This is a genomic window from Candidatus Aalborgicola defluviihabitans, from assembly GCF_016705985.1.
Taxonomy (GTDB): domain Bacteria; phylum Pseudomonadota; class Gammaproteobacteria; order Burkholderiales; family Burkholderiaceae_C; genus Allorhodoferax; species Allorhodoferax defluviihabitans.
Map to the genome: position 1 here is coordinate 1 of NZ_JADJKN010000007.1, position 20,233 is coordinate 20,233.

General features: G+C 60.0%; 9 protein-coding genes, 1 tRNA gene and 13 pseudogenes. 12 read left to right on the forward strand and 11 right to left on the reverse strand.

The genetic code is table 11. From position 1 onward, the window contains the following. Positions 1 to 352: 352 nt before the first annotated feature. From IPI80_RS10265 to IPI80_RS10285, 5 genes are all read right to left on the reverse strand, one after another. A complete protein-coding gene (locus tag IPI80_RS10265) occupies positions 353 to 664 on the reverse strand; it encodes a hypothetical protein (RefSeq protein ID WP_413859748.1) in 312 nt (103 codons plus the stop codon). A gap of 52 nt (positions 665 to 716) precedes the next feature. Then, positions 717 to 848: a hypothetical protein gene (locus IPI80_RS10270; protein WP_413859750.1), complete on the reverse strand. Its 132-nt coding sequence runs from the start codon at positions 846 to 848 to the stop codon at positions 717 to 719. 545 nt (positions 849 to 1,393) lie between these two features. After that, entirely contained in the window at positions 1,394 to 1,633 is a 240-nt protein-coding gene (locus IPI80_RS10275; RefSeq protein WP_413859752.1) for a hypothetical protein, read from the reverse strand. 625 nt (positions 1,634 to 2,258) lie between these two features. Beyond that, positions 2,259 to 2,426, reverse strand: a complete 168-nt coding sequence (locus IPI80_RS10280) for an AMP-binding protein (RefSeq protein WP_413859754.1) — start codon at positions 2,424 to 2,426, stop codon at positions 2,259 to 2,261. Positions 2,427 to 2,477: 51 nt separating this feature from the next. Further along, positions 2,478 to 2,660, reverse strand: a complete 183-nt coding sequence (locus IPI80_RS10285; RefSeq protein ID WP_413859756.1) for an AMP-binding protein — start codon at positions 2,658 to 2,660, stop codon at positions 2,478 to 2,480. Between the two features lie 333 nt (positions 2,661 to 2,993). Between IPI80_RS10285 and IPI80_RS10290 the strand changes: the two are divergent. From IPI80_RS10290 to IPI80_RS10310, 5 genes and pseudogenes are all read left to right on the forward strand, one after another. Continuing rightward, a pseudogene (locus IPI80_RS10290) lies at positions 2,994 to 3,908 on the forward strand (alpha/beta fold hydrolase). Positions 3,909 to 4,043: 135 nt separating this feature from the next. Next, positions 4,044 to 5,146, forward strand: a pseudogene (gene prfB, locus IPI80_RS10295) (peptide chain release factor 2). A 40-nt stretch (positions 5,147 to 5,186) separates the two neighbouring features. After that, positions 5,187 to 7,895: pseudogene (pepN, locus tag IPI80_RS10300) on the forward strand (aminopeptidase N). A gap of 124 nt (positions 7,896 to 8,019) precedes the next feature. Beyond that, positions 8,020 to 8,990, forward strand: a pseudogene (locus IPI80_RS10305) (class 1 fructose-bisphosphatase). 14 nt (positions 8,991 to 9,004) lie between these two features. Further along, positions 9,005 to 9,080, forward strand: a tRNA-Thr gene (locus tag IPI80_RS10310). 174 nt (positions 9,081 to 9,254) lie between these two features. On the opposite strand, the pseudogene hemW reads toward IPI80_RS10310, so the two are convergent. From hemW to IPI80_RS10335, 5 genes and pseudogenes are all read right to left on the reverse strand, one after another. Next, positions 9,255 to 10,534: pseudogene (gene hemW, locus IPI80_RS10315) on the reverse strand (radical SAM family heme chaperone HemW). A gap of 57 nt (positions 10,535 to 10,591) precedes the next feature. Further along, positions 10,592 to 11,152, reverse strand: a pseudogene (gene rdgB / locus IPI80_RS10320) (RdgB/HAM1 family non-canonical purine NTP pyrophosphatase); the annotation flags it as partial. Further along, positions 11,152 to 11,880 carry a ribonuclease PH gene (rph, locus tag IPI80_RS10325; RefSeq protein ID WP_413859758.1) on the reverse strand — a complete coding sequence of 243 codons (729 nt, stop codon included), beginning with the start codon at positions 11,878 to 11,880 and terminating at the stop codon, positions 11,152 to 11,154. The pseudogene rdgB and the gene rph, both read right to left, overlap by 1 nt. A 50-nt stretch (positions 11,881 to 11,930) precedes the next feature. Further along, a pseudogene (locus tag IPI80_RS10330) lies at positions 11,931 to 12,845 on the reverse strand (PP2C family protein-serine/threonine phosphatase). A 58-nt stretch (positions 12,846 to 12,903) separates the two neighbouring features. Beyond that, positions 12,904 to 13,910: pseudogene (locus IPI80_RS10335) on the reverse strand (serine/threonine protein kinase). A 77-nt stretch (positions 13,911 to 13,987) separates the two neighbouring features. Between IPI80_RS10335 and IPI80_RS10340 the strand changes: the two are divergent. The 4 genes and pseudogenes from IPI80_RS10340 to IPI80_RS10355 all read left to right on the forward strand — a co-directional run bounded on the left by IPI80_RS10340 (position 13,988) and on the right by IPI80_RS10355 (position 18,105). Then, positions 13,988 to 14,900 (forward strand): annotated as a pseudogene (locus IPI80_RS10340) (YicC/YloC family endoribonuclease). A gap of 3 nt (positions 14,901 to 14,903) precedes the next feature. After that, positions 14,904 to 15,521: pseudogene (gene gmk / locus IPI80_RS10345) on the forward strand (guanylate kinase). A gap of 16 nt (positions 15,522 to 15,537) precedes the next feature. Continuing rightward, complete coding sequence (rpoZ, locus tag IPI80_RS10350; protein WP_413859760.1) at positions 15,538 to 15,741, forward strand: DNA-directed RNA polymerase subunit omega; 204 nt, start codon at positions 15,538 to 15,540, stop codon at positions 15,739 to 15,741. 98 nt (positions 15,742 to 15,839) lie between these two features. After that, positions 15,840 to 18,105: pseudogene (locus IPI80_RS10355) on the forward strand (RelA/SpoT family protein). Here IPI80_RS10355 and greB read toward each other — a convergent pair. Further along, positions 18,102 to 18,673 (reverse strand): annotated as a pseudogene (gene greB, locus IPI80_RS10360) (transcription elongation factor GreB). The pseudogenes IPI80_RS10355 and greB overlap by 4 nt on opposite strands. Before the next feature lie 311 nt (positions 18,674 to 18,984). Here greB and IPI80_RS10365 point away from each other — a divergent pair. The 3 genes and pseudogenes from IPI80_RS10365 to IPI80_RS10375 form a co-directional block, all read left to right on the forward strand. Beyond that, a complete protein-coding gene (locus tag IPI80_RS10365) occupies positions 18,985 to 19,455 on the forward strand; it encodes an Arm DNA-binding domain-containing protein (protein ID WP_413859762.1) in 471 nt (156 codons plus the stop codon). Between the two features lie 262 nt (positions 19,456 to 19,717). After that, entirely contained in the window at positions 19,718 to 19,984 is a 267-nt protein-coding gene (locus IPI80_RS10370; protein ID WP_413859764.1) for a tyrosine-type recombinase/integrase, read from the forward strand. A gap of 31 nt (positions 19,985 to 20,015) precedes the next feature. Beyond that, positions 20,016 to 20,233 (forward strand): annotated as a pseudogene (locus IPI80_RS10375) (integrase); the annotation flags it as partial.

Below are 20,233 nucleotides of genomic sequence, written 5' to 3' on the forward strand. Positions count from 1 at the left end.
CCGCGGGTTAGCCGTTTGCGTCAGCAACCGGGTCGCACATCTTGCCGCCCGAATCGCGTGAAAATCGCCGCCAGTGTCTCAGGCGTGAGCGTAGTTCCATAGGCGTTGATGTCGTCAACACCAGTTGCGCCAGCGTGTCACGCCGATGATGGTGCTGGCCACCACCGCCGCGAGGTGTAACAAACGCCAGCGCCATTTGTGGCTAGAAGTCGTGCGTTGTCTCGCGCCAGCGCGTTGCCCGCGTAACGATGTTGCGACTGATTCCTTGCGGCCCTGGCGCTGTTTGCGCACCGACCTCATCGCTTGCCAATGCGCGCGTCATGGCGTCCCCGGCCCGGCGATGCCGTTCTCATCATTTGCGCCAGTCCCAGACCAGGGCCGGTGGCGAGTAAGCCAGCAGCGACCGCCGAGGCGGTGCATGAATATACGTCCGAACCGTTCTCTGGCGCGCGGCTGATCCAAGCTGTAAGCGTTCTGTACCGTGGCCACGCGCGGCAGGCCGTGCTGTTCCGGCCGGGCGCACAGGCTCATGCACGCCATAGGGCGTCTCGTTGGACGCTAGCCCACGGCACGCACCTTGCCGGCCTTGACCAACTGGCTCCAGGGCGGCCAGCTGGTCGTAGATGCTGGTCACTGGTTTGTCGTGGGCGGGGTTGTAGGACATGGCACCAACATGGGCACTGCGCGGGTGGGGCAGTGGAGCTGGTAGAGGTCAGTCACATCGGTTTACGGGCGCTGCGGGCTGCCATCGCCAGGCGGCGATGATGTCCGGCGCCGGTCAGGTCACCCGTGCCACCACGAATCCACGGCATGCCGCGCGCAGGACCAGCTACAGAGGTGGCAATCACCAACTACTGGCGCAAGCCGAGGCCGCGCGGCCGACCGGTTGCCCGCCATTTTCTCGGTAGCGTTGAAGGTCTCGGCCCGCGGCGGCACGGCATACATCTCCGGCCGTTGCTAAAGAAGTTGTTTCCGCGCTCGACAGCGCGGTCCCACGTACGTCGTGGGCGGTGGGTTCATCCACCTGTTCGCCAAAGGTCATAGTGCCCAGGCAGATGGGGGTAACGTGCAGGTCGCTTTGACCGAGTTGGACCGAGTTTCACGGCCCGCAGTGTAGCCAGCCCGGCGCACCTTCACCGTAACAGGGCTTATTTCCTACTGGCAACCTCCCCGGGCACGATCTTCCTCCTGCGGACGCAACACGCGGCGCTGCACTTTGCCAGTGGTGGTCATGAGCGGGGCGTCCAGAAATTCGATCTCCTTGGGTTACTCGTAAGGTGCTCAGACGGTCTTTCACATGCTCCTGCAGTTCCGCCGAGAGCTTGGCAGTAATTCTGCTGTAGCGCACATCCTCCTGAAGGCGCTATAATCGGGATCAATCACACATAAGCCTTCACCAGTGCGCCGCGCTGGGCATCGAACCTAGGCACCACGGCGGCGTTGACTCTGCAGGGTGCCAGACCGGGCAGTTCTCAATTTCGTCCGGGGACAATGCTTGGTAACCGGCGGACTTGAACATGTCATCGCTGCGCCCCAGGTACCAAAGGTAGCCATCGGCATCGCAGATAGCCCGGTCGCCGGTCGGCACCAGTCGCCGGTGTACATGGCAATCAGGCCCGGCGTCGTTCTTCAAGTAGCCCAAAAGACGATGGGGTCACTGGCACCTGCACGTCGCGGCGGTTGAGCGCCACGTCGCCCGGCACACCCACTGGGCATTGGTTGCCATCATCTTCGATCCACCGCACCTAGTGGCCGGGGAAGGCCATGCCCATACCACCGGGCTTGGACGGACTCCGGCGTGTTTTGCAGTTGACGACGATGCTGTTGATCTCCGGTCTGCCCAAGCATCTCTCATTGGGTTTGACGCCCAACTGTTGTTCGCAATAGTCAAACACGGCGTCACCCACCGCCTCGACCGCACTCCATAGTGTACTGTAACTGCAACGTAAACTGCTGGCGCACCGTGCGCCGGTGGCGTGCCGGAAAAGGCCTTCATCATGGCTACGAGCGCGGTGGGGGAAGAGGAAAGTGATGGGTGACGCCGCAGTCAACCATCAGATTCAAGCGCCGTCTGCCGGGCAGAAACGCCCGTTAATGCAGCCACGATGGGGCGACGAAATTACGGGGCAAGGAGCAGTTCATCCATCAGCCCGCCGGTCGAGGCCCGGTCTGCGGGCGGCCAAAGCACGGCCTGCGACCCCGAGGCGGTGTCATCGGGGTCAGCCAAACCAGTTCTGGCTGGCACAAGGCCCGGCAGGTTACCAATAAGCGCGCTGCGCCAGCAAGGCACCTTTAGGATTACCCGTGGTACCGCTGGTGTAGATCAGGATGGCGGGCTCGTCCGCGCGGGTGTTGAGCCAAGAAGGTGGTTGGAAACTGCGCCAGGGAGTAGTCCCACTCGCAATCAACCTGGCTTTGCACGCCATCTGCGGTGCCCGCCCACCACACGGTGCGCAGGTGCACGCAGTGCTTCCGTGCTAGTGCAGATCATGCTGGGCCTGGCCATCGGCAATGGCGACCACGGCTTCGCTGTCTTGTAAGCGGTATTCCAGAGCGTCGGGACCAAACAGCAGTGACAAGGGCCTGGCCACCGCACCCATTTGCAACACAGCCATACAGGCCACGGCCGTCTCAAAGCATTGCGGCATGACGATGGCCACGCGGTCGCCACGCTCTACGCCCAGGGCTTGCAGGCGTTGGACAGCCGGTTGGCCTGCTCCTGCAATTGTGCATAAGTGAAGAAAGCGCCTTCACCCTCGTCGAATAAGCGTGGATAGCTATATTTTTGCTAGCATCCGGTTGCGCTGCCCAGCGTGTGCAACACACCTGGGCGATGTTGAAGTACTCACGGTACCGCCCAGGTAAAGGCCTGGTGCAGGTGGGTATAGGCTTCTGGCGCGCCACCCAACGCCATCGGGCTGCTCCAGGCCGACGCTGGGAGATGTCGCTATCTTGACTGGCTTGCATTGGGGTGTCTTCGTATCATTGGAAGAATGTACCAAGTCAAACGCATTTCCGTGGCGAGTTTGTCCCTATACGCAACCTCAAATACCATGTTCAGATATGGGGAAACCCGCCCCCGGCAAGGTCCCGCTGGTCATGGTGCACGGCTGGATGGACGTGGCCGCCAGCTACCAGTTTGTGGTGGATGCGCTCAAACAAGACCACTACATCATTGCCCCCGACTGGCGGGGTTTTGGCCAGACCCCCAGCACCCCCGCACCCGGCCACTGCGCCGACAACTTCTGGTTTCCCGACTACATGGCGGATCTGGACTTTTTGCTGGACCACTATGCCCCGGACCAAGCGGTCAACCTGGTCGGTCATAGCCTGGGGGGAAACGTGGTGCTGCTGTACGCCGGTGTGCGCCCCGAACGCGTGCACCGCTTGGTCAACCTGGAAGGTTTTGGCATGCCCGCCACCCAACCCACGCAGGCCCCCAAACGCTACGCCACCTGGATGGACGAGCTAAAAAAACTGCACCGGGGCGAGATGGACCTCAAAGCCTATGACTCGTGCACCGGCGTGGCCCGCCGCCTGATGAAGACCAACCCCCGCCTGAGCCAGGACAAGGCCGATTGGCTGGCCCGCCACTGGGCCCAAACCAACGCGCAGGGCCAGTGGATCCATTTGGGTGAACCGGCGCACAAGTCATCGGCGCCAACCTCTTCCAGGTGGACGAAGTGCTCGCGCTCTACCAGCGCTCACCATGCCGGTACTGTGCGGTAGAAGCCTCAGACGACAGCCTGGGCCAGTGGTGGAAAGGCAAGTTCACCCGAGAGGAGTACCACGCGCGCATTCAATGCATTGCACAGCTGGAAATCGCCGTGATTCAAGACGCGGGCCACATGATGCACCACGACCAACCGCAAGCCCTGGCGGCACTGATAGAGCGCTTTATTCAGTAAACACCCCACAGCCACGCCCGTGAGGGGAGCCTCGGGGCCGATTTGTGCGCGTTTGGCACCATGGGGCCACGCAGCTGCCCAGCGAAAATACCGGGTTCGGTCATTTGCCCACCACCACCCTCGCAGGACCGCACCATGGACATCGAACGCATCAACCTCATTGGCACCACCTTGGCGGACCTGAGCAGCAGGACGCAAGAGTTACGGGGGTATCTTTGACTACGATGCCAAAGCAGAACGGCTAAGAACCGTCAACGCCTCGCTGGAAGACCCAACCGTCTGGAACGACCCCAAGAAAGCCCAGGAGCTGGGCAAAGAGAAAAAGTTGCTCGATGGCGTCGTCGTCACGCTGACCTCGCTGAAAGCGAGCTGGCCGACAACACCGAACTGTTTGAAATGTCAAGGAAGACGGCGACGAAGCCGGCCTGCTGACGATTGAGGGCGAGACCGAAAAACTCGCCACCATCATCAAGGACCTGGAATTCCGCCGCATGTTCAACAATCCCGCAGACCCCCTGCCCTGCTTCCTGGACATCCAGGCCGGCGCCGGTGGCACCGAGGCCTGCGACTGGGCCAGCATGCTGTTGCGCCAGTACCTGAAGTACGCCGAGCGCAAGGGCTTTACGGCCACAGTGGAAGACCTTACCGACGGCGACACCGCCGGCATCAAGGGCGCCACCATCAAGATCGAAGGCGAATACGCCTTTGGCCTGCTGCGCACCGAGACTGGCGTGCACCGCCTGGTGCGCAAGAGCCCGTTCGACTCGTCGGGCGGGCGCCACACCAGCTTTGCCAGCGTGTTTGTCTACCCCGAGATCGACGACTCGATCGAGATCGACATCAACCCCAGCGACGTGCGCACCGACACCTTCCGCGCTAGCGGCGCGGGCGGCCAGCACATCAACAAAACCGACTCGGCCGTGCGCCTGACGCACATCCCCACCGGCATCGTGGTGCAGTGCCAGGACGGGCGCAGCCAGCACGGCAACCGCGACGTGGCCTGGAAGCGCCTGCGCTCCAAGCTGTACGACTTTGAAATGCGCAAGCAGCAGGCCGAGCAGCAAAAGCTGGAGGACTCCAAGACCGACGTGGGCTGGGGCCACCAGATCCGCTCTTACGTGCTGGACAACAGCCGCATCAAGGACCTGCGCACCAACGTCGAAATCTCCGCCACGCAAAAGGTCTTGGACGGCGATTTGGATGTGTTTATTGAAGCCTCTTTGAAACAGGGCGTTTGAGCGATGTGCTCCGGGGCGCACACAACGTATTCGAACAACAATTTCTGGAGAACCTACAGTGCTCGTGACGGCGGTCAACCGATCCGACTACAGCGCCCCGGCGTTCTGGGTGGACACGGTGGACCTGACCTTTGACCTGGACCCCGCCAAAAACCCGCGTGCTCAACCACATGACCTTGCGCCGCAACCCGGACGTAGCGGCCAAGCCCTGCGGCTGGACGGCGAAGAGCTGAATTTGGCGCGCGTGCTGGTCAATGGCCAGGGCACCTCGTTCAAAATTGAGGGCGACAAGCTGGTGCTGGAAAACCTGCCCGAAGGCAATGACCCGTTTGATCTGGAAATCTTCACCACCTGCGCCCCCGTTAAAAACACCAAGCTGATGGGCTTGTACGTCAGCGCCGACTCGTTCTTCACGCAATGCGAGGCCGAGGGCTTTCGGCGCATCACCTATTTCCTGGACCGCCCGGACGTGATGGCCAGCTACACCGTCACCCTGCGCGCCGACAAAGCCAAATACCCGGTGCTGCTGTCCAACGGCAACCTGGTCGACAGCGGCGACCTCACCGGTGCCGACAACGCAGGCCGCCACTTTGCCAAGTGGGTCGACCCGCACAAAAAACCCTGCTACCTGTTTGCCCTGGTGGCGGGTGAGCTGGTGGCCCGCGAACAGCGCATTACCTCCCGCGCTGGTAAAGACCACCTGCTGCAGGTCTATGTGCGCCCCGGCGACCTGGACAAAACCGAACACGCCATGAACTCACTGATGGCCAGCGTGGCATGGGACGAAGCCCGCTTTGGCCTGCCACTGGACCTGGACCGCTTTATGGTGGTAGCCACCAGCGACTTCAACATGGGTGCCATGGAGAACAAGGGCCTGAACATCTTCAACACCAAATACGTGCTGGCCAATGCCGCCACGGCCACCGATGCCGATTTTTCGGCCATCGAATCGGTGGTGGGGCACGAATACTTCCACAACTGGACCGGCAACCGCGTCACCTGCCGCGACTGGTTCCAGCTGAGTTTGAAAGAAGGCCTGACCGTATTCCGCGACCAGGAATTTTCGCAAGACCTGTGCAGCGAGCGCATCGGCCCGCGCCGTCAAGCGCATCGAAGACGTGCGCGTGCTGCGCACCGCCCAGTTCCCCGAAGACGCCGGCCCCATGGCCCACCCGGTGCGCCCGGACAGCTACATCGAGATCAACAACTTCTACACCGTCACCATCTACGAAAAGGGTGCCGAGGTGGTGCGCATGATGCAGACCCTGGTGGGTCGCGAAGGCTTTGCCAAGGGCATGAAGCTGTACTTCGAGCGTTTTGATGGCCAGGCCGTCACTTGCGACGACTTTGCCCAAAGCATGGCCGACGCCAACCCCGGCTCCAGCCTGGCCGCGTTGCTGCCGCAATTCAAGCTGTGGTACAGCCAGGCCGGCACACCGCGCTTGCACGCCAGTGGTGAATTTGATGCGGCGCACAGACCTACACCCTGCAATTCACCCAACCTGTGCGCCCACACCCAGCCAGGCCGGCAAGGAGCCTTTTGTCATCCCGGTGCTGCTGGGCCTGGTCAGCCAAAACGGCAGCACCCTGCCCCTGACGTGCATGGCAGCAGCGAAGCGCCAGCGGACAACCACCTGTTTGTGATGACGGGCGAGACTGCCAGCATCACTTTCACCCCATCGACGCAGAACCGGTGCCGTCGATTTTGCGGGGCTTTTCTGCCCCCGTGACGCTGGACTTTGACTATAGCGACGCGCAGTTGCTGACCCTGCTGGCCAACGACCCCGATCCGTTCAACCGCTGGGAGGCCGGACAACGCTTAGCGCTGCGCAGTGCTATCAAATCAATAGCTGGTGACGCACAATCTACGGGCGCAAACCCCTTAGATGATGCCTATCTGGACGCCATGCGCAGTGTGCTGCGCCACCCCACGCTGGACGCCGCCTTCAAGGAGCTGGTGCTGACGCTGCCCTCCGAGACCTACATCGCCGAGCAACTCGACGTGGTAGACCCCCAGCGCATTCACGCAGTGCGCGAGGCCATGCGCATGCAACTAGCACAAAGCCTGCACGCCGACTGGGCATGGGCCTTGACCCACACCAGGACAACGGCGCCTACCGCCCTGACCCGGTTTCCAGCCGCCGGCGTGCCCTGACCGGCATGGCCCAGTACTTTTTGTGCCTGGCGGCCACGCAGTCTGGCGACACCGTGTGGCCCGGCAAAGCTTTGCAGCGTTTCAAAGACGCCAGCAACATGACCGACCGATTCAACGCCCTGCTGGCGCTGGTGGTCAGCGGGCACCCCCTGGGCGGCGCCGGCATTGGCGCGCTTTCATGCCCTCTTCAAGCACGAAGCGCTGGTCATCGACAAATGGTTTGCACTGCAAGCCAGCACACCAGACCGCGGCGGTCGCGTGTTGCCCGCCGTGCGCCAGTTGATGGCGCACCCGGACTTCAACATCCGCAACCCGAACCGGGCCCGCAGCGTGATCTTCAGCTATTGCAGCGCCAACCCTGGTGCGTTTCACCGGGCGGATGCAGCAGGCTACGTGTTCTGGAGCGAGCGTGTCATCGAACTCGATGCCATCAACCCCCAGGTTGCCGCCCGACTGGCCCGCGCCATGGACCGCTGGAAAAAGCTGGCCGAACCCTACCGCAGTGCTGCCCGCGAGGCCTTGTCTCGCGTGGCCGCAAAAACCGACCTCAGCAACGATGTGCGCGAAGTGATTGACCGCGCCCTTGCTGATTAAGCACAAGCGCCCCCACGCCTTGCACCATTGAAATACCTGCCAGGCCGGGCGCGGGCGGGCAACCCAATCAAGGAACTATGGCCCCAAAATTTCTCTCTCCCGCTACCTCGTGGAACAACAGCGCATGGACGGCCACATTCCGGCTGAATTGCGCCTGCTACTCGAAGTGGTAGCCCGCGCATCCAAAAGCATCAGCCAGTCTGTCAACAAGGGCGCCTTGGGCGACGTGATGGGGGCACCGAAAGCGAGAATGTGCAAGGCGAAGTGCAGAAAAAGCTCGACATCATCGCCAACGAGGTACTGATTGAGGCCAACGAATGGGGTGGCCACCTGGCGGCCATGGCCAGCGAAGAGATGGAGGGCATCTACGTGGTGCCCAACCGCTACCCGCAGGGCGAGTTTTTGCTGCTGTTCGACCCCCTGGACGGCTCCAGCAACATCGACGTCAACGTCAGCATCGGCACCATCTTCAGCGTGCTGCGCAAGCCCGAAGGTGCTGCGGCGTGGATGAGCAGGCGATTTCCTGCAACCCGGCTGCAAGCAGGTGGCCGCCGGCTACTGCGTCTATGGCCCGCAGACCACCCTGGTACTGACCGTTGGCGACGGCGTCGCCATGTTCACGCTGGACCGCGAGCAAGGCTCGTTTGTACTAACCCGGAAACACGTGAAAATTCCAGAAGACACCAAAGAATTTGCCATCAACATGAGCAATATGCGCCACTGGGATGCACCCGAGCTATGTGGACGAATGCCTGGCCGGTAAGAGGCCCGCGTGGCAAAGATTTCAATATGCGCTGGATTGCCAGCATGGTGGCTGATGTGCACCGCATTCTGACCCGCGGCGGCGTGTTTCTGTACCCCTGGGACAAGCGCGAACCTGAAAAGCCCGGCAAGCTGCGCCTGATGCATGAAGCCAACCCCATGGGCTGGCTCGTGGAGCAGGCCGGCGGCGCCGCCACCAATTGCCGGCAGCGCATCCTGGATATCCAGCCCGGCAAGTTGCACGAGAGCGTCAGCGTGGTGCTGGGCTCCAAAAACGAGGTAGACCGCATCACCCGCTATCACACCAAAGTTCCATTAGTGACCGGGATATAATTTATGGCTTACCAGCCGGTGTAGCTCAGTCGGTAGAGCAGCTCATTCGTAATGAGAAGGTCGGGTGTTCGATTCATCTCTCCGGCACCAAAACTACAAACGAAAGTCCGCTATCTAAACCGTAGCGGATTTTTTTTGGACTAGCACCGGGCTAGCACTGGGATCAAAACTTTGAACTTTGATCCCTGAATATTAAACCGGTCTTGTTGCCCAAACACCACTCTGTAGCGGCGCGACTGCGCCGCTTATCCCACAGGTCACCCCCTATGAGAGAGAAGCGCCTGCGGGTTGCCCCTGTTTACTGCGCATTGACAGAAAAAGCGCCTGCAAGTCGCTCAGAAAATCAAAGCCCCGTTGCGTGGGTCGCACACGTGCAAAGTCGCGCTCCACCAGGCCTTTCGCTTCCGCTTGCTGCAGCGCGGCTGCAATGGCGGTTAGCGGCAGGCCGGTGCGCTCGGAAAAATCCCGCAGCCCAAAGCCGTGGCGCAGGCGCAAAGCGTTGAGCATGAATTCAAAGGGCAATTCAGCGCGCGCCACTTCGTCGTCCTGCGCCAACGCGTGGCCGGCCAATGCGTTGTCCATGTACAGGCGCGGGTCGCGAAACCGCACCTGGCGCACCACCCGGTGGGCAAAGCTGAGTTTGCTGTGCGCACCGGCGCCACTGCCCAGATAGTCGCCAAACTGCCAGTAGTTGAGGTTGTGTTTGCAGCGGTGGCCACTCTTGGCGTAGGCTGAGACCTCGTGGCGGTCCAGCCCGCCACACCAGTCAGTTCGGTGATGTGGTCCAGCATGGCATAGGCCGTGTCGTCCTCAGGAATGGCGGGCGGGTACTTGGCGAAGTACGTGTTGGGCTCGATGGTCAGGTGGTAGATCGACAGATGCGGCGGCGCAAATTGCAGGGCCGTAACGATGTCTTGCCCCACCTGCTCCAGCGTTTGGCCCGGCAGGGCGTACATGATGTCCAGGTTGAAAGTATCAAAGGCCTGTGCGGCCTCTTCCACCGCTGCCAGTGCCTGGGCGCGGTCGTGCACACGGCCCAGGGCGGCCAGGTGGGTATCGTTAAAGCTTTGCACACCAATGGACAGGCGTGTCACACCTGCTTGGCGGTAAGCGCGGAAACGGTCTTTCTCAAAAGTTCCGGGGTTGGCTTCCAGCGTGATCTCGCAATCGGCCTCCAGGCGCAGGCGGGCGCGAATGTCACCCAGCAAGCGGTCAATGGCTTCTGGCGCAAACAGGCTGGGTGTGCCTCCGCCAATAAAAATGCTATGGATACCACGCCCCCAGATCAGCGGCAGGGCGGCTTCCAGATCGGCCATCAGCGCATCCACATAGCGCTTCTCGGGCAGTTCGCCGCCGGGTTTCTCGTGGGAGTTGAAATCGCAGTAGGGGCACTTCTTGATGCACCACGGCAGGTGCACATACAACGACAACGGCGGCAGGGCCGCCAGTTGCAGCGTGCCAGGGCGCATGTAGTGGGTGATGTCCCGCTGGACCGCGGGCGCGCTGCCGGTTGCTTGGGAATCTGCGGGAACAATCGGAATCATGCTGCTAACCGACAGCGGCCCCAGCCAGTGCTCGCGGATTAGCGCTGCCATGGCTTGGGACGACTTACCACGGTGGCTGTTGGCATTTTTGACTTCAATGGGCAACTGGGCAAAGGTCTGGCCAAAGCGGGGAATCCACATAATGGGGTCAAACCCAAAACCATTAGTGCCCATCGGCTCGCGTGCAATCTCGCCCACCACGCGGCCCACCGCAATCAGCGGCTCGGGGTCGTCTGCCGAGCGCACGGCCACCAGGGTGCTCACCATGGCGGCACGTCGGTTGTCAACCCCCTGCAACTGCTCCAGCAGGGCGCGCACGTTGTTGGCATCGCCTTTTTCGTAGCCGAACTGGGTGGCGTAGTAGGCGGTGTCCACGCCGGGCAGACCGCCAAATGCATCCACGCACAGGCCGGCATCATCCGCCAGCGCAGGCAAACCAGTGTGTTGCGCGGCGTTGCGCGCCTTGGCCAGGGCATTTTCTACAAAGGTTCGGTGCGGTTCGGGCGCCTCGGGCACGTCCAAGCTACCTTGCGTAATGAGCGTGCAACCCAGCGGTTGCAGCATGGCCTGCAGTTCTGCCAGCTTGCCCTGGTTGTTGGAGGCGAGAACAATACGCATTATTTTGACAGTGACTGCCGTTGCAGCACCATCAGCTCGGTGATGCCCTTTTCGGCCAGGGTCAGCAGTTGGTCCATCTCAACGCGGGAAAAAGCAGCGCCCTCGGCCGTGCCTTGCACTTCCACAAAATGGCCGGCACCGGTCATCACCACGTTCATGTCGGTATCGCAAGCGGAGTCTTCGGTGTATTCCAGATCCAGCAACGGCGTGCCCTGCACAATGCCCACCGAAATCGCTGCCACTTGGGCGATGATGGGCGACTGGGTGATCTTGCCCGCCGCCAGCAAACCGTTGACCGCATCCTGCGCGGCCACAAAGGCGCCAGTGATGGCGGCGGTGCGGGTTCCGCCATCGGCCTGCAACACGTCGCAATCGAGCTGGATGGTGCGTTCGCCCAGCTTTTTCAAGTCAAACACAGCGCGCAACGAACGCCCGATCAGGCGCTGAATCTCCTGGGTGCGGCCGCTTTGCTTGCCGCGTGCGGCTTCGCGGTCGCTGCGGGTGTGCGTAGCGCGCGGCAGCATGCCGTATTCGGCGGTGACCCAGCCCTCGCCGCTGCCGCGCTTGTGCGGGGGCACCTTCTCCTCGACAGAGGCCGTGCACAGCACTTTGGTGGCACCAAACTCGATCAGCACCGAGCCTTCGGCGTGCACGGTATAGCCCCGGGTGATGCGCACCGGGCGCAGTTGGTTGGCGGCACGCGCGGATGTGCGAACAAATTCAGTCATGCAGATTCCTGGGTCAAGCAACGATGAGCCGCGCCAAATTGCGCGAAAAATCAGCCCTTGCGGGATGCCGAGCGGCGAATGGCTTCGTTGATCTCGGCAATGGAACGCTCGATGGCTTCGTCATCCAGATCGTCCACGCCGGAGTCCAACCAGCCGGCCTGCACGGTAGACGCAAACACGCCATCGTCAATGTCGTCGGTGGAAATGGAACCCCGGGTGGATTCAAAGGTATCGGGCGTTTCCCATTCCATGGCGATCACGGTCACGTTGTCGCTATGGGCGCCGCCCTTCAGCAAGGCCCGCTCCACCAGCTCGGGCACGGCAGAGCCGACCTGCTTTTGCCCCAACTGCAAGACAATTTCGGAGTCGTCCAGGCTGCCCCACAGGCCGTCGGAACACAACAGGATCTTGTCGCCTTGCTGCAAAGGTACCGGCCCAGTCACTTCAAATACCGGCTTGGTGGGTGAACCCAGGCAGGTGTAGAGCACGTTGCGGTTGAAGTTGGCCGGCAGTGGCACGTCCGGCTTGGCGTCTTGACGCTGCTCGATGGCAGGAATGGTCCCGCGTGCGAACCAGCAACTCGCCATGGCGCACAAAATACAAGCGCGAATCACCGCAATGCACCCAGTGGGCCACGTTGCCTTGCACAATGGCGGCTACCAGCGTGGTGCGCGGCGTGTCCATCAGGTGCTTTTCCGCTGCATAACGCAGGATTTGGCGGTGGGCCGTCATGATGGCCATGTTGAAGAACGCGCCTACATCCTCGATCTCGGGGTGGCTTCCTTCTGGTAAAGGGCAGAAATGCTTTGCAGCACAATTTGCGCCGCTACTTCGCCTTCAGGGTGCCCACCCATGCCATCGGCCAGCAGGAAGAGTCCCGACGCCTTGGTGTAGCAATAGCCCATGCGGTCTTCGTTCTTCTCGCGACCGCCACGGCGGCTGATCTGGAATACAGAGAATTTCATTCGACCTCCGCCGAGCCGCCTCAGGGGTCGCCCCTGGGGGCAGGGAACACTGGGGCCGTCATTTTGGTTTGACACCCACATTGGATACGCCAAGAACGCTTCGTTTGGTGTCGGACACCATGGTGTCAAACTGCATACGCACTTTTTCCGTGACACTCAGTTTGGTGTAGCGTCGCTCGCCTTCGCGGCTCAGCTCTTTTGCAGGGCAAAGACCGACTGCGGCCTGGACAACGGGTCCAGCGACATGCACCACTCCACCACTTCAATCAGATTGTCTGAATACACTCCGCGCAACCGTGCCAGGGCGACGGCAATGCGGTCCTTCTCCAGACGTTGCGGCGCCTCATTGGGCGGGTAGCCCTGCATGCAAGCGTAGATGCAGGCGCCAATGGCATAGATGTCGGTCCAGGGGCCCATGGATGCGTCCCGGCGGTACATCTCGGGGGCCGCAAAGCCAGGGGTGTACATGGGGCGAATAAAGTTGCCTTCTTTGCTCAAAACCTCGCGCGCCGCACCAAAGTCAATCAGCACCGATTTGTTGTCGTCGGTGATAAAAATATTGGCGGGCTTGATGTCCAGGTGCAGCATCTTGTGCTGGTGCACGATGCGCAGGCCACGCAAAATTTCATCAAACAGCGAGCGGATCGTCGACTCCCGGAACACTTTGCTCTGTTTGAGGTCGCGAGCGGTCACGATGAAATCCTGCAGGGCGGCACCCTCCAGGTAGTTCATCACCATGTAAACGGTTTCGTTTTCGCGGAAGAAATTGAGCACGCTCACCACCGACGGATGAGAAATTTGCGCCAGCGAACGCCCTTCTTCGAAGAAACTCTTGAGGCCCAGGCGGTACAGCGACAGCTTTTCGGGCAGCACCTGCGGCAACATCTCGCCGGGTGCCCGAGAGGCCAACGAGCTAGGCAGATATTCCTTGACCGCTACCTGCTGGCCATCGGCGTCCAGCGCCAGATACACCAAACCAAATCCCCCAGCCGCAACTTTGCGAATAATGCGATAGCCACCAATGGTGGTATCCGGAGGGAGGGGTGCTGGCTTGACCTTCGACATAAATTAAGAGTTGAACGCTCGTCTGATCCGTCTGAACCGGGTTATTCTCGGCTCGTTTCACGAACCGGTATTACGCAATGTCAGTTTACAGCATGACAGGTTACGCCAGTGCACAGAACAGCACGGCTACGCCCTCACAAAACACAGAGGGGAAACCCCCATTGGCCAGCTCGGTCTGGAGATCCGATCCGTCAACAGCCGCTTCCTGGACCTGTCTTTCCGACTGCCGGAAGACCTGCGCCAGTTTGAACCCGCCCTGCGCGACCTGCTGGTGGGCCGCCTCAAGCGCGGTAAGGTGGAAGTGCGCGCTTCCATTGAAAGCAATGCCGCAGGCAGTGTGGCCGACCCCTCCCCACGGATGCTGCAGCGTCTCAACGCCGTACAAGACAACGTGCGCGCCTGGCTGCCAGCGGCCACGCCGTTGAGTGTGGCCGATGTCGTGCGCCTGTGCGCGGCCGAGCAAACCGGCGCACACGACTGGAGCGCCGAGGTCATGCCCGTGGCAGAAAAGGCTTTGCAGGCCCTGCTGGGGCACGTCAGCGTGAGGGCGCCCGTCTGGCTACCATGCTGCTGGAGCACATTGCCCAACTGCGCACCCTGGCCCAGCAGGCCGTGCCACTTATCCCGCAATTGGTGGAGCAAAACCGCCAGAAATTTCTGGCCCGCTGGAAGGAAGCCATGGCTCTGGCCGATGGCACCGCCCTGCCAGAGGCTGCCCAAGACCGCGCCCTGACCGAGGCCACGGCCTTTGCCATCCGCATCGACGTAGCAGAAGAAATCACCCGCCTGGGCTCGCACCTGGACGAATTGGAGCGTCTGATCAACAAGGGGGGCGAAATTGGCAAGCGCCTGGACTTCCTGATTCAGGAACTGCACCGTGAAGCCAACACCTTGGGTTCCAAGTCGGCCGCGCTGGAGTTGACCCACATTTCCGTGGACATGAAGGTGCTGATCGAGCAGATGCGCGAACAGGTGCAGAACATAGAATAAGGCATGGACTACCCCGGAAATCTTTTTGTCGTCGCCGCCCCAGCGGGGCAGGAAAATCCAGCCTGGTCAAGGCCCTGCTCGAACTGGACTCCCACGTTCAGCCATCGGTTTCACACACTACGCGCTCACCACGGGGCCAGGAGAAACATGGGCGCGAATATTTCTTTGTGTCAGAGCAGGAATTCGACGCCATGGTAACTGCGGGCGGTTTTTGGAATGGGCCCATGTCCACAACCACCGCTACGGAACGTCCAAGCGCGCCATCGAAGAACGCATGGCCCAGGGCGCCGATGTGATTCTGGAAATCGACTACCAGGGCGCCATCCAGGTCAAGCGAATCTTCACCAACGCGATTTCCGTCTTCATTCTGCCCCCCTGCTGGGAAGAACTGCGTTCACGTTTGGAGCGCCGCGGCGAGGACACACCCGAGGTAATCGATGTACGCATGAAAATGCCGCTATTGAGGTCGCACAGGCGGATAAATTCGACTTCGTTATAATCAACGAGTTGTTTGACCGTGCGCTTTTTGATCTGAAAGCCATTGTTCACTCCCAGCGGCTCAAATTTGCAGCACAGCGACGTGCCAGAGCCGAAACATTCAAAGCATTGCTCATCCCCTAGTCTTTCGGAGAACTCCATGGCCCGTATTACTGTAGAAGACTGCCTGGTGCAGATCCCCAACCGTTTCCAATTGGTGCTGGCAGCCACCTACCGCGCCCGCATGCTCAACCAGGGTCACACACCCAAGATCGAGAGCAAAAACAAGGCTGGCGTGACCGCACTGCGCGAAATTGCTGCCGGCAAAATTGGTCTGGAAATGCTGAAGAAAGTGCCTCTCTGATTTTTTCCGCTCCACAAATAGCACCGTTCGCGGTGCTTTTTTTTGCCCATTCGCAGCCCTTTGCAGCCATTACTTTTGCAGCGCGCTACATTTGAGCTATGGGCAACCTCTTTCAACAACCGCCACGCAAAGACGACCCGGCTGCAGCCTCCGGTCTGCACCCGGACGCCGTCAACGCGGCCGCCGCCAGCTTTGCCGCCCTGACCTACAAACTCGACTACCTGTCTCCCGAAGACCTGGAAAAAGTCCGCCAGGCCTACCGGTTTGCCGACGTAGCCCATCTAGGCCAGTTGCGCAACAACGGTGAGCCCTACATCACCCACCCGATTGCCGTTGCCGCCCAGTGCGCCGAATGGAAGATCGACGCCCAAGCGCTGATGGCCGCCTTGCTGCACGATGCATTGGAGGACTGCGGCGTTACCAAGGGCGAACTGATCGAGCGTTTCGGCTCGCCGGTGGCCGAGTTGGTGGACGGTCTAACCAAACTGGACAAGCTGCAGTTCAACACCCGCGAAGAAAACCAGGCCGAATCGTTCCGCAAAATGCTGCTGGCCATGGCGCGTGATGTGCGCGTCATCCTGATCAAGCTGGCAGACCGCTCCCACAATATGCGCACCCTGGGCGATGTGCCCCGCTCCAAATGGGCGCGCATTGCCTCGGAAACACTGGAAATTTACGCACCTATTGCGCACCGTTTAGGCCTGAACGAGACCTACCGCGAGTTGCAGGACCTGTCATTTCGCTACCTGCACCCCTGGCGCTACACCACCCTGACCAAGGCGGTGACCAAAGCCCGAAGCCGGCGCCGCGACCTGATCCAGAAAGTGCGCAAAGAAGTGGAAGCGGCCTTTGCCGCAGCAGGCATCAACGTTCGTATCGCTGGGCGGGAAAAATCGCTGTACTCCATTTACAAGAAGATGAACATCAAGCATCTGAGCTTTGCCCAGGTGACTGACATATACGGCTTTCGGGTCATCGTGCCCACCGTCATCGAGTGCTACACCGCGCTGGGCGTGCTGCACCAGTTGTACAAACCGTTGCCGGGCAAATTCAAGGACCACATTGCCATTGCCAAGGTCAACGGCTACCAGTCGCTGCACACCACCCTGGTGGGCCCATCAAGCGTGAGCGTGGAGTTCCAGCTGCGCACCGAGGCCATGCATGTAGTGGCCGAATCCGGCGTGGCAGCGCATTGGTTGTACAAGGTCAATGCGCCCGGCACCGTTGCGGCCGAGCGCTTGGGCAGCCAGTGGCTGCAATCACTGCTCGATATCCAGGACGAAACGCGTGACGCTGCCGAGTTCTGGGACCACGTCAAGGTAGACCTGTTCCCCGATGCCGTCTACGTGTTCACGCCCAAGAGCCAGATCATGGCCATGCCCCGTGGTGCCACGGTGGTGGACTTTGCCTATGCCATCCACAGCAATGTCGGCGATCGCACGGTATCTGCCCGCATCAACGGCGATCAGGTGCCATTGCGTACCGAGATCAAGAGTGGTGATGTGGTGGAGGTCATTACCGAACCAGATGCCACGCCCAACCCCGCGTGGCTGGGCTTCGTGCGCACGGGGCGGGCCCGCTCCAAAATCCGCCACCACCTCAAAACCATGGCCCATACCGAGTCCGAGGAGTTGGGCGAAAAACTACTGTCCCAGGCATTGCGCGCCGAGGGTATTGACCGTTTTCCAAAAAACGAACCTGCTTTTGATCCTATTTGGGACAAGTTGCTGCGTTTTACCGGCAGTAAAAGCCGCGAAGAGCTATTGACCGACATTGGCCTGGGTAAACGCATTGCCCATATCGTGGCCAAACGCCTGGTGCATATGTTGGCCGACAGTGGGCAAAAACCGGATGCGCTGCTACTAACCCGGGAGCGCTTCACCGCGCACGAATCCACTTCGCAGGGTTCCATCACCCTGGACGGCAGCGAGAACGCCTCGGTGCAGTTCGCCCGCTGTTGCCGCCCCATCCCGGGAGACGAGATTGTGGGTTACCTGGGGCGTGGCGAGGGTCTGGTGGTACACACCCGCGACTGCCCGGTGGCTAAAAACTGCTCAACAAAGACGCCGAGCGTTTCATTACGGTCGAATGGTCAGACGAGCCGGTACGCAGCTTTGAGACCGGCGTGGTTGTCACCGCCAAGAACGGCAAGGGCGTGCTGGCCCAGGTGGCGCGGCACTGGCTGCCACGGAGGCGGACATTGTGCATATCGACATGGGGCAGGAGGCTATGCAGGACGATGTGGAATTCCGCTTCGTGATTGCCGTGCGCGATGTCGCCCACCTGACTGCCGCCCTGCGTAACCTAAACCGCTCGCCTTCGGTGATGTTGGCCGAGCGTCGCAAGGTTTCCTCGCCCGGTTAAGGTGCCGGGGGTTCGGGTTGTGGGGCCGGGTAGCTAACGGACAAAACCTCGATCTCTTCCACCTTACCGGGCATGATCAACCAGAGTAAATCGCCTGTGCGCGCCTTGAGCAAAGTGCGGGCAATGGGGAAATCCAGCTCACCTCACCCTTGGCACTGTTGGCCTCGTCAATACCGGTGATAGTTACCGTGCGCTCGTGGCCGGCCTCATCGGCATAGGTTACGGTTGCGCCGAAGAAAATTTGGTCGTTGCCATGGTGCACGGCAGGGTTGGCAATCTCGGCAATCTCCATGCGCTGGGTGAGAAAGCGAATGCGCCGGTCAATCTCTCGCAAGCGCTTCTTGCCGTAAATATAGTCGCCGTTTTCTGAGCGATCACCATTGCTGGCCGCCCAATGCACCACATCCACGATCTTTGGGCGCTCAACGTCAATCAGGTCCAGCAACTCGCCCCGCAGCGCGGCGTAGCCTTGGGGAGTCATGTAATTTTTGCCACCGACCGGAATGGGGGGCAATTGCAGATCGTCATCGTCTGCGTTGTCTGACTCTTTGGTGAAAGCCTTGTTCATGTGGCACCCGTGAAGACGGCCCCACTTTTGAGCCGAGATGAACAACACTAGATATGAAAAAGCCCTGAAACATCGCTGTTTCAGGGCTATCCATATGGTGCGGCTGGCAGGAATTGAACCCACGACCCCTTGGTTCGTAGCGTACTTCTTTGCATTCCAGTGACATCCAGCAACGTTCGTGTTTTCAATAAAATCAACAACTTACAGAAATTCATCATCCAATAAAGCCTAGCATAATCCATGTAAAGCCACCGCTTTTTCGGACACGGTTCGGACACGGGGGAAACACCTACTACCACTTGGATGATGCAATGGGAAACCTTACTGTAAAGCAAATCGAGAACGCAAAACCAAAAGATAAGCCTTACAAACTGATGGATGGCGACGGGCTGCAACTGCGCATAGCCGTCGATGGCATCAAGACTTGGCTAGTTCGTTACATGTTTGACGGTAAAGAGCGCCAGTACCGCCTGCCAGAACTGTATGGCGATGGAGACGGGCGGATCGGCCTCAAAGAAGCACGCGAAGAAGCCACACATGTTCGCGCACTGGCACGCAAAGGCATCGACATCCAGATCAAACTGGACAACGAGCGACAGGCCGAAGTAGAACGTCAAGAGGTTGAAGTCGCGCAATCCAAGACACTGACTGACTTATTCGAGGAATGGGTCAAGACCGTTGACAGAAAGGACGACGGCAAAGAATTACGTCGCTCGTTTACCCGTGACGTATTTCCTATCGCTGGTGACCTCAAATTGAGCAGCGTTCATCCAGAACATTGAGAAAATTCTGAGGGGTGTGGTTGAACGTGGCTCTAACCGCATCTCTGTCACCCTGTTCGCTGACCTCAATCAGATGTTCCGTTGGGCTGCCCGCAAACGTCCTGGAAAAACTCTTTGAAAACCCGACCGAAGAAATTGACTTAAAAAGGGACAAAATCTTGCCACGCGAGTACGAAGGCGCTGAACGCACCCGGCATTGAGCGATGACGAGGTACGGAACTGGCCGAAAAGCTGCCCAAATCCGGCTTGATGCCGAACGCAGATTGCCATGTGGTTGATGCTGTCCTGCTGCTGCCGCATCGGAGAAGTCATTCAATCTCGCTGGGAACACGTTGACCTTGAAGCTGGCGTATGGGTGATACCCAAGGAGAATGCCAAAAACCGGAAATCGCACACGATATTTCTGTCCCCCGTCGCGCTAAAGAAATTCCAAGAACTCAAAGAGATTTCTACAAACGAAAATGGTGCTTCCGGACACAACCGGAAACACACACGTCTGCATGAAGTCAACAACCAAGCAAGTGCGTGATCGTCAAATGGCGGCAATTGGTCGAAAGCCCATGAGCAATCGCACCAAGAACTCGGATGCCCTACTGCTGGTCAATGGCGACTGGGTTCCACACGATTTGCGGCGAACTGGCGCAACAATAATGCAATCATTGCATGTAGCCCCCGCCATTATTGAACGTGTTCTCAATCACGTCGAACCCAGCAAGCTTGTACGGACGTACCAGACCTATGACTATGCCGAGGAAAAGCGTGATGCTTGGAACCGTCT

What these genes read in the sequence shown, in the direction of transcription:
- IPI80_RS10280 (WP_413859754.1), bottom strand. Translation starts at nt 2,426, where the DNA reads ATGGCGTGCAAAGCCAGGTTGATTGCGAGTGGGACTACTCCCTGGCGC.
- IPI80_RS10265 (WP_413859748.1), bottom strand. Translation starts at nt 664, where the DNA reads ATGTCCTACAACCCCGCCCACGACAAACCAGTGACCAGCATCTACGAC.
- rpoZ (WP_413859760.1), top strand. Translation starts at nt 15,538, where the DNA reads ATGGCCCGTATTACTGTAGAAGACTGCCTGGTGCAGATCCCCAACCGT.
- rph (WP_413859758.1), bottom strand. Translation starts at nt 11,880, where the DNA reads ATGACTGAATTTGTTCGCACATCCGCGCGTGCCGCCAACCAACTGCGC.
- IPI80_RS10365 (WP_413859762.1), top strand. Translation starts at nt 18,985, where the DNA reads ATGGGAAACCTTACTGTAAAGCAAATCGAGAACGCAAAACCAAAAGAT.